8 protein-coding genes are annotated in these 9,074 nt (G+C 46.9%); 2 read left to right on the forward strand and 6 right to left on the reverse strand.

Going from position 1 to position 9,074, the window contains the following annotated elements; translation table 11 throughout:
- The first annotated feature begins 36 nt into the window (after positions 1–36).
- Positions 37–744, forward strand: a complete 708-nt coding sequence (locus M3080_RS07200) for a hypothetical protein (RefSeq protein WP_249092501.1) — start codon at positions 37–39, stop codon at positions 742–744.
- 418 nt (positions 745–1,162) lie between these two features.
- A complete protein-coding gene (locus M3080_RS07205) occupies positions 1,163–2,299 on the forward strand; it encodes an ATP-binding protein (protein ID WP_249092502.1) in 1,137 nt (378 codons plus the stop codon).
- A 7-nt stretch (positions 2,300–2,306) separates the two neighbouring features.
- Here M3080_RS07205 and M3080_RS07210 read toward each other — a convergent pair whose 3' ends face one another.
- The 6 genes from M3080_RS07210 to M3080_RS07235 all read right to left on the reverse strand — a co-directional run bounded on the left by M3080_RS07210 (position 2,307) and on the right by M3080_RS07235 (position 8,755).
- On the reverse strand, positions 2,307–3,815 hold the full coding sequence (locus M3080_RS07210; RefSeq protein WP_249092503.1) for a M48 family metalloprotease: 1,509 nt from the start codon (positions 3,813–3,815) through the stop codon (positions 2,307–2,309).
- A gap of 158 nt (positions 3,816–3,973) precedes the next feature.
- Positions 3,974–5,308: an AMP-binding protein gene (locus tag M3080_RS07215; RefSeq protein ID WP_249092504.1), complete on the reverse strand. Its 1,335-nt coding sequence runs from the start codon at positions 5,306–5,308 to the stop codon at positions 3,974–3,976.
- 6 nt (positions 5,309–5,314) lie between these two features.
- The gene (gene menB / locus M3080_RS07220) at positions 5,315–6,157 is read right to left on the reverse strand and encodes a 1,4-dihydroxy-2-naphthoyl-CoA synthase (RefSeq protein WP_249092505.1); all 843 of its coding nucleotides are present in this window, start codon (positions 6,155–6,157) and stop codon (positions 5,315–5,317) included.
- 31 nt (positions 6,158–6,188) lie between these two features.
- Positions 6,189–7,157 (reverse strand): Bug family tripartite tricarboxylate transporter substrate binding protein, encoded by a 969-nt coding sequence (locus tag M3080_RS07225; protein ID WP_249092506.1) that lies wholly within the window; start codon positions 7,155–7,157, stop codon positions 6,189–6,191.
- Between the two features lie 14 nt (positions 7,158–7,171).
- Positions 7,172–8,077, reverse strand: coding sequence for a hypothetical protein (locus tag M3080_RS07230; protein WP_249092507.1), 906 nt, complete (start codon positions 8,075–8,077; stop codon positions 7,172–7,174).
- Between the two features lie 6 nt (positions 8,078–8,083).
- Complete coding sequence (locus M3080_RS07235; RefSeq protein ID WP_022472241.1) at positions 8,084–8,755, reverse strand: response regulator transcription factor; 672 nt, start codon at positions 8,753–8,755, stop codon at positions 8,084–8,086.
- Positions 8,756–9,074 lie beyond the last annotated feature (319 nt).

A 9,074-nucleotide genomic window follows, 5' to 3' on the forward strand; every position in this document is an offset into this window, starting at 1 on the left:
CCGTTAGTATGGAAAAAGGAGCTCAAGGAGACAGATATGCTCGAAAAGAATATTCTCGATAAAATCGCCGACTTTTTTAAATCTATCGGAACACGGAAAGCATCGGGTGAACCGATTGATCTAGGGCGCCCCAAACATGATTTTGAGACTCAAGAAAAAGAAATTCACATTACTCCAGATGAACCGGTGAGGGGTAAGGGGGATCTTCAGGATAAAAAAGACGACCAAATTATCCAGTTGGTCAAAGATAAAGAGACCGGTAGAAATACAAAAGCTACAACGGCAAAGGCAGAGACGAAGGAAACGATGACCATTGTGGCAACCGTGAAACCTAGAAAAGAGTTGTCAGCGGCAATTGAAGCGTTACGCGCTAGGTATCCGTGGCGAAAACTGAAGGCCGAAAAGCCCCTTAGTGTTCAAACGCTACCTGAACCGTTTTATTTCTTAACGTCTGACAATCAGCCGGTGGAAGCCACCAAGCTGGAAGTCTCTTTCATTAAGGAGCTTTTAACCAAAGCGGCCGAGGCGGGTATCGAGAATAAGTTCACATTCAGTATTTCTTCAACGATGAGTGTCGTTGTGAAATATAAAAAGAAACTCGTTGGTCGGGTCTATCTTCATGGAAGAAAGCATCACATGACATTTAAGACTGATGCGAAGACTGTCACGGAAGAAAACCTAACGCTTTCTGAATGCAAGAAGTTAATCCCGATTTGGATTGGGCAGATTAAGGAGTCCGCATAGCTTTCTCAACTAATTTCAGGCAAGGTCATGATTTTGGAGCGATCCCCAAACGCCACTGGAAAACGTACTCTGAAAGAAAACAGGTAAACCAGGGAAGACCGTTATAAAGGACTCCCGCCATGTTTGATAGGCCGATGGCCTATCAAGCCATGTTTGGGCCAACCATAAGGAGGAGAGTTAAAAAGGATTAAAATAAAAGACACCTGTAGGGAATGATCCCAAAGGTGTCAACACAATTAGGTTTTAGTTTTTTGACTGTAAAGAAAATTAGGCAAAAATCAAAAACCTGTCAACCAAATCAGTCATAGTTTTAAAAACTGTCAACCAATTTCAGGCAAGGTCAGAAAGCCGTGCGATTTTTGATTATTTTTACCTATAATTCATTTTTATCTAGATAAAAATGAATTATGGTTGAAAAATGCTAAGTTTTAAATATATCCCTAGACAAATCGAAGACGTACTGGCTAAGAAAAAACGCAGTAACCGGGCTGAAGTCCTTTTTGGGCCAAGACAAGTCGGTAAAAGCACACTCCTAGAGCATATTGTGAAAGATCAAGGCGCTCATTACCTGACAGGAGATGATGAGAATGACATCAAAGTACTGTCCGATCCGTCAAGCTATTTACCGTTACTTAAGGATTATCCTAATCTTGTTATTGATGAAGCTCAATACATTCCAGGCATCGGACGGGTTATCAAGCGCATGGTTGATAACAATGATTCCGGATGCCATATATTTGTGACCGGTTCAAGTTCTCTAGATTTGGCAGGAGGTGTCGTGGAGTCTGCTGCCGGTCGAATTAATTCGTTTAATCTTTGGCCGTTTTCTCTAGAAGAGTTAGCTCAAGAAACATCATGGCTTGAAGTCAAGAGAACAATCAATGACCGAATGATCTACGGTTGCTATCCAGCAGTTATTAATGAGCCGCAATACGCCCGAGAATACTTGATCGATTTTGTTGGCAGCATTCTTTACAAAGATTTGTTTAATTTGGCGGAAATGAGAAAGCCGACTGATTTAAGAAAATTAGTGACTTATCTGGCCTATAACGTTGGCTCTGAGATCAAGTATGCCACAGTCTCAAGCGAACTCGGCATAAGTTCTAAGACTATAGAACGGTATGTGGATCTCCTACAATCGTGCTTCATTATTAAAGTGGTGCCTTCCTTTAGTCGCAATCCTCAGTCAGAAATTAAATTAGGGAAAAAGATTTATTTCATTGATAATGGGGTGCGCAATGCTTTAATCAGTGGGGGATTTAATCCAATTGCAACTAGAACGGACGTCGGAGCTCTTTGGGAAAACTTTTTTTATACAGAACGGTTGAAAAAACACAGCTATTTAAAGACCGGAACAGAAATTTATTTTTGGCGAACCCGTTTTCTTCAGGAAATGGACTTCGTAGAAATAACCGATGGTCAGATGGTGGCTTTTGAATGCAAAGTGACACCTAGGGTACGGGGCAAATCGATCAGAGCTTTCCGTAATGCATACCCTGACTGTCCAATTAAGGTCGCATCACCGGAGAATATTGACAAACTTTTAAGCGAGTAATTTATAGTTAACGGTTTTTCGCCTTTTCTTCCGCAATGATGTCTGCGCGCACAGAGCGCAGTTTCCCGTCGACTTGGCTCATGGTGTAGTAGTCGCCGTCGCTTGCTTGCTGAGCCAAGTTATATTGGTATTCGGCAGCGCGCTTATCACCTTGCGCCATATACATGTCGCCCACAGCCATGTAGTGGCGGCTCATCTGCTTTAACGCGCGATAGCATCGGGCGTTGATGGCGTGATAGGAGGGATTGCTTTGGCTCATGGCTTGCTGAGAGCGCATGAATTTGAGAGTCTCTTGGTAGCGTTTTAGATCGTAGAGTTCGCTTGCGTAGAGCTTGACGGCCATTTCCGAAAGGGGGTTGTTTGCGACCAAACGCTTGGCCATTTGAAGCGCTCGATTTTTATCGCTGTTATTGCCGAATAAAAAGAGGACTTCAGATTGATTTTTGAGCAAAATGGCATTGTTGCCGCCAAGACTTACCGCTTGATTGGCGTAACGAATAGCGTCCTCTTTGAGGTTAAGTTTGCGGCTGACAACAGAAAGACCGTAAGTTAAGGCTGTTTTTCTGCGGTTGTCCTTGGCATCAGCCAAGTCCTGTTTCATCTCTTTGATCACTTTTAACCAGCCATCACGCTTTGTCTCTTGCAGTACCCGCATGCGCTGCTGAATCAAAACAAAATCCAGCGAGTCCTTGTGAGTGCGAGCTCCCAATTGACGCGTGCGGTTTTCCATATCACTGATACGTTCAACCGTGAGTGGGTGGGTGAGAAGATAGGCAGGAGCGGCCGCCTCGTAGTAACGATTGTTTTGCTGCAACCGCATGAAGAAATTTTCCATTCCCTTCGGATCAAATCCGGCTCGGGTGAGTGACGTTAGTCCCACGCGGTCAGCTTCCCGTTCGGCGCTTCTTGAGTAACTTAACTGATTTTGGATCATGGCGGCTTGACCGCCGACCGCTAATGCTGTCGCAGCTTGTCCGCTTCCGGCACGAGCGGCCAATAGGGCAAGCAAGAAGGAGCCTAGCGTTAGGGCGGCGTTACCTTTTTGCGCATCAATCATGCGGGCAATGTGGCGTTGGCTTACGTGTCCGACTTCGTGGGCGATGACACCGGCGAGTTCACTTTCATTTTGAGCGGCAACGATAAGCCCCGTGTGAACTGCGATAAAACCACCGGGTATGGCAAAGGCGTTAAGCGAATGGTCAATGAGCGGGTAGAAAAAGAAGTTATAGGTGTGCGTATCGGAAACGCTGACCAATTTGTAGCCTAAGCGGTTTAAATATTCGAGTGTTTCGGAGTCATTGAGATAGCTTGGGTCGCCTCGGATTTGACGCATCATTTCCTCACCCAAGGCTTGCTCTTCGGCAGGAGACAACTCCGTCCCGGCTACCGCGCCCATGCTCGGTAAATTCAAGTTGAGCGACTCCGTTGCCAAATCCTGAGCCGCCCAGGCACCTGCGACAGGTGTCAGAGCCAAATGGGCACAGAGAATTGAGACAAGGAGGCGTTTGGTAAACACGGTACAGTCATCCGAAATTGTTGGGATTAATCTTAGCGAGGGTTTGCGCGCTTTGAGAAATGATGTTGCAAGTCCACACAATTTCGTACAGTGTTAAAAGCAGACAAAAAGAGAAATAATACCGCCCAACTAGACTCAGAATTTTGATCAGACAATGTTTAATGTTTGTAATGAATAGGGATCAGTTCATAACGCCTGAGTACTTCAGAGCGTCTGTCGGGTTTATCTGCGGAATTCACTGGTAAGGCATCCACAAAGGCAATTTTTCTCGGGCACTTGTAAGCAGAAAGCGTTTCTTTACAAAAGCGCCTGACATCTTCAACTTTCGGGTGCGTGCCTTTTTCCGGAACAATTAACGCGCAGACAATAGCGCCCCAGGTTTCGTCAGGCTCACCAATGACCAAGGCTTCTTTAATAAAAGGGGAGCGGGTGAGCATATTTTCGACTTCAAGGGGATAGACATTTTCTCCTGCGCTCAGAATTAAGTCGTGGCGTCTGGCATGAACGTGCAAAACACCTTCAGCGTCAAATTCACCCAAGTCGCCTGTTTCAAACCATTCACCTTTGAGTGGTTCTCGTCCCCAGTAACCAGGCGTGGTCATCGGGCTTTTCACTTCAATTTGACCGTCTCGGGTACGAACTTCTGCTCCGGCAATAACCTTGCCGCTGCCTTTGACAAGATTGAACCGCTCAGTGTAGGGTGTCATGACAACGTGCGAGCAAGTCTCTGTCATCCCATAAGTGGTCACGATAGGCAGGCCTTGCCGATGGGCTTTCAGTAAAAGCTTGTCGTTAGCCGATGATCCTCCTAACAGGATGACACGCAGATGTTTAGGCGCTCTCCAATCAGGGTAAGTTTCAAAAATCTTGGCAAGCATTGTGGGCACAATGCTTGTAATCGTCACTTGATCGTCTGTTAAAGCTTTAACAAAAGACTCTGGATTGAAAAGGGGAGAGATGGCAAGCGTTTTTCTTGCCAAAAGGCATCGAGTAAGGATAGAAAGTCCTCCGATACGCGTAACCGACATGCAAAGCTGCCAGCAGTCATCTTTTTCCCATCCGAGGTTGCGTTCACTGGCTTTGGCTGACTCCCAAAGCATTTTTCGGGTGATGATGGCCGGTTTCGGCAGTCCCGTTGTGCCGGATGTAAAGAGCACCGCAACAGTCTCTTCGGGTAAAGGATCCTTAATTTCCCGAATACTTGATAGGAGAACATAGCGTTCAGCGGCGGTAAGTTTCGGGTGCAACATCAGCGCCGGAATATTTAATTCCATCAAAGCGTATAAAAGCACGATGGTTTCAACCGTGTTTTTGCCTTCGATGATCATCGGGCGGCCAGCCGCAGGCAGCGCCTTTTCCCTTCTCAACCGATCAATAGTATTTTGCGTTAGTGTGGCGAGCCGTGAAAAGGAATAATCCTCTCCCGCGCGGCGAAGCCCGATTTGATCAGGACAACTCGCCGCGGCTTCAAAAATGCTAAAAGGGTTTTGCATTTTTAATTAGGGCAGGCGCGGGAACTTGGAAAAGTCCGGACGGCGCTTTTCTAAGAACGCATTCTTACCTTCTTTACCTTCTTCGGTCATGTAGTAAAGAAGCGTGGCGTTACCGGCTAATTCTTGAATGCCAGCCTGACCGTCGCAGTCGGCATTGAATGCGGCCTTCAAGCATCGGATAGCGATGGGGCTGTTGGCCAAAATTTCCTTGCTCCACTTCACCGTTTCAATTTCCAGCTCTTGCAAGGGAACCACGGTATTAACCAGACCCATTTGCAAAGCTTGTTGAGCATCATATTGACGGCACAAGAACCACATTTCACGGGCGCGCTTCTGACCGATTAAACGCGCCATGTAGGAAGCACCCCAGCCACCGTCAAAACTGCCTACGCGTGGCCCCGTTTGACCAAAACGGGCGTTATCGGCAGCAATCGTGAGGTCACAGATCATATGAAGCACGTGGCCGCCACCGATGGCGTAGCCTGCCACCATGGCAATCACGGGTTTAGGGCACGTGCGGATCATACGTTGGAAATCCAAAACGTTTAAGCGGGGCACGCCATCACCGCCAACGTAGCCGCCGTTGCCGCGTACCTTTTGGTCTCCGCCCGAGCAAAAGGCCAAGGGGCCTGCGCCGGTCAGAATAATGACGCCGATTGACGGATCTTCACGGGCATCGCTAAAAGCTTGGCAAAGCTGTTGAACGGTTTCCGGCCGGAAAGCATTTCTCACACGCGGACGGTTGATGGTGAGTTTGGCAATCCCTTCAGCCTTATCGTAAAGAATGTCAGAGAATTCACCGGCAGGTTGCCAATCCAAAGCTTTTTTAATTTCAACGTTAGTTTCCATGATGTTCTATGTCCTTATATTTTTAACGCCGCTAGTCTAAAGAGGTTCGGGAGGATTTAACAAGTTCACCCCACTTTTTCTCTTCAGAAGCGACAAATTGGGTAAATTCTTCGGGCGTACTCAGAATCGGCCGCGCGCCTCTTGCGATTAATGCTTCTTGCACTTTTTTGTCCGTGAGCGTTTTTTGTATCGCTTGGGCCAACTTTTTCACGATGGCTTCTGGCGTGCCTTTCTTAACAGCAATACCGTCCCAAGCAAAAAGTTCATAGCCGCTCACACCTTCTTCACTAATGGGTTTAATGGTTGAAGACAAGTCCGAAGATGGAGAACCTAATCCCAGGGCGGTAAGGCGTTGTGCTTTTACATGGCTGAGAACGTTAGGCGCTACATCAATTGTGAAATCAATGCGGCCTGCGAGCATATCGGTCATGGAGGCTGCGCCGCCCCGATAGGGGATGTGCTCAAATGGCAGTTCAGTCATTTGACTCAATAAGACACCGGCTAAGTGACTGGTTGTGCCGTTCCCGGCCGACGAATAGGTTAATGGCTTTGAGTTTGACCGAGCGTACTGAAGAAAATCTTTTAAATTTTTAACAGGGATTCGTTTGGGATTGACCGCCATCACGAGCGTGATTTCAGTAAGCCTTGCGACCGGTTCAATGTCTTTTTGTGCGTTATAGCCAACGTTTGTATAAAGCGCCGGATTGGTACCCAAGGTACCGTTTGTGACATAAATGAGCGTTCGTCCATCGGCTTTTTCACGCAGGGCCGCTTCAGTGCCGAGACTGCCACCGGCGCCAGCCCGATTTTCAATAATGATCTTTTGCCCGATGTTTTCAGACAATTTATTGGAAATCGTTCGGGCGATGATATCGGCGCCGCCTCCGGCCGGGAAGGGAACCACGAGTTTAATGGGTTTGCCGGCTGGCCACTCGCTTGCTTGAGCAAAACTTGAGGCACACAAACAGAAGGCAAGAGAAAGGATTCTGATGCTTTTCATATGAAGTGAAGACATTAAAAACGGTAACCGAAAGCGATGTTGACGGATTGATCATCAACATGGGTTTGTAATGCGTCAATATCCAAATTGGATAAGCCTTTTAAAGATTCGGAGCGGATGTTATGGGTGTTGGGGGCCTCAAGGGTTATGTGAATGCCCGCCGCATCAATTGATACCACGACTTGGATATCGCCTTCGGAACGAATTTCAGCCGTGATGATTTGGCAAAGCTTTGCAACAGAAAAAATCACAGAGGCGGGAACCGGACGGGCAATCGTTTGAGTGCTTTCTTTTGAATCCCTGATTGTGCAATGGGGCAAAAGAGCACGAAGAATGGTCAAAACTTGGGTTTTGAGACACAAAACACCGGCAACGGTTTTGTAAAAGTCTTGATTTTCTGCCCAATCGGGGTGCTGCGTTAAAAGGGAACAAAGGCACTGAGAAGCAGAATTATCAGCGGCCGCTTTAGGAGCGCGAAGCAACGCTTGATTAACGCGGGCGCGAAGCAAGTGGCCTAAGAAATTAACGCTTAATAAACAGATAGCAAAGCTAAAGGCAACATCGGTTGTGTGAGAAGCCAAAATGGCGTCCATCACTAAGCCAATGACCGCCAATAGACATGCAGCTAATGCGCCGGCCCAACGAACAACGGATTGCGAACGCATGACTGCGGCCGCATAAAAAACACCCAACGCAACAAATAAAATAAGTGAGAAAGCTTGCGCGGGAAAGGCTGCCATTTCAAAAGACGGGGTATTGATCCACCAGGCAGAAGCCAAAAGCGCACAAGATACGCCTAAGCCGATGACTCTTATCCAATGCGCGTGAACTTTGGTGCGGTGGGCCAAAACCGTCATCACGGCAAACACTGTGACCAGGCATCCTACGGTCAGAAAGCGCGAGAGAACAAAATCGGGCATAACTTTTTAAGAAATCAGTCCCATTTGGGCGGCTTCATAGACGGCTTCTCCTCGGGAGTGCACTTGAAGCTTGCGGTATATCTTTTTAATGTGAGCCGTAACCGTATGGGGCGAAATCGTCAAAATGTCGCCGATTTCATTAAAGCTCATCCCTTTGGCAAGAAGCTGCAGAATTTCAGTTTCCCGCTCTGAAAGGGGATTGGGTTGAATGGGAGCCGTGGTCTTTTCAATCGTGTGAGTCGTGTACGTCCGAAGGGCTCTTAATACGCTTTTAGCTACTTCGGGGCTGACAGGGGAGCCGCCCGCTGCCAACAGACGAATGGCCGAGACAAGACTATTTTCGATTTCCGTTTTAAGAACGTACCCCGTCGCGCCGGACTCAATAGCGCTTACCACATGGGGATCGTCATTGGCGTTGGCCAATACCATGATATCGACTTCCGGCATATTGGCTGCCGTTCGTCTGATGAGATCAAGTCCGAACCCATCGGGCAGATCCAAGTCAACAATGAGCATCTGGAATTTAAACTGAGACACCAATGCATCGGCTTCCCGGTAGGTCGCCGCAGAACCGATTTCGTGAATATCAGCCAAACCGCTGATTGCGCGTTGCAGTCTCAAACGAACATTCGGATCGTTTTCAACGAAAATCACTTTGATTTGTTGATTCTCTGCCATGGTTGTTTGATCAAGCACTTATAGGTAATGTGAATTGAAGGGCAATTGTATCAGCTAAAAGAAGGCCATTCGTTCTTTAAAAAGTTGAAAAAGTGTCAAAAAATATAGAAATAGACTGTCTAAAAAAATAAATAGAACCTGTCTAAAAATATAAGTAGGCGTTGTCTAAAACTAAAAGTAACTTCGAATAAATTTAATTAAATCAAACAGATAGGGTTTATTTTCAGACAATGATTTTTTCAACTTCTTCATAGTATCGTGCCAAGGAAACTTGCGATTTCAATCGCGAGAGGAATTGGCACTCGCCCCACCGGGGCGA

The organism is Parasutterella secunda, from assembly GCF_023336895.1.
GTDB lineage: Bacteria > Pseudomonadota > Gammaproteobacteria > Burkholderiales > Burkholderiaceae_F > Aphodousia > Aphodousia faecalis.

Coding starts and splice junctions, on each gene's coding strand:
- M3080_RS07200 (WP_249092501.1), top strand. CDS start 37: ATGCTCGAAAAGAATATTCTCGATAAAATCGCCGACTTTTTTAAATCT.
- M3080_RS07205 (WP_249092502.1), top strand. CDS start 1,163: ATGCTAAGTTTTAAATATATCCCTAGACAAATCGAAGACGTACTGGCT.
- M3080_RS07215 (WP_249092504.1), bottom strand. CDS start 5,308: ATGCAAAACCCTTTTAGCATTTTTGAAGCCGCGGCGAGTTGTCCTGAT.
- menB (WP_249092505.1), bottom strand. CDS start 6,157: ATGGAAACTAACGTTGAAATTAAAAAAGCTTTGGATTGGCAACCTGCC.
- M3080_RS07225 (WP_249092506.1), bottom strand. CDS start 7,157: ATGAAAAGCATCAGAATCCTTTCTCTTGCCTTCTGTTTGTGTGCCTCA.
- M3080_RS07230 (WP_249092507.1), bottom strand. CDS start 8,077: ATGCCCGATTTTGTTCTCTCGCGCTTTCTGACCGTAGGATGCCTGGTC.
- M3080_RS07235 (WP_022472241.1), bottom strand. CDS start 8,755: ATGGCAGAGAATCAACAAATCAAAGTGATTTTCGTTGAAAACGATCCG.